The 356-nt window shown below is 41.9% G+C and carries 1 protein-coding gene; it reads right to left on the bottom strand.

The features are described from left to right. The coding region (locus A3775_RS16735) for a Calx-beta domain-containing protein (protein ID WP_197480184.1) at positions 1-356 on the bottom strand (356 nt) is incomplete at both ends.

Raw genomic sequence — 356 nt, 5'->3', positions numbered from 1 at the left:
ATTTCCCCATCGGCAAAGTTAACTGTGATGGGTGCATTATTATAGTCACTACCTGCGGTGGCTGTGCCATTTGTCAGGTTAACTCTGACACTAACTGCACCATCACTACCATTAGTCCGAGTTAAAGTTACAGCCGTTACTGGTGTACCATTTTCATTAATCGCATAGTTAGCATCACTAAACTCAATTACCCCTGGTACAGCATCATTATCAATGATGGTTAATATGGCTGTTTGTTGTGTGCCTAATGTTGCGCCACCAGTCGGGTTAGTTAAAGTTAAATTGACGGTTTCATTCGGCTCATAGTTACTGTCATCATTGAGCGGAATTGTGACTGTTTTGCTGATTTCCCCATT

Source organism: Anabaena sp. 4-3 (genome assembly GCF_001597745.1).
In the GTDB taxonomy this organism is placed as follows: domain Bacteria; phylum Cyanobacteriota; class Cyanobacteriia; order Cyanobacteriales; family Nostocaceae; genus Trichormus.
Note: the sequence above shows the minus strand (reverse complement) of the source record. Positions and strands in the feature narration are given on the sequence as shown.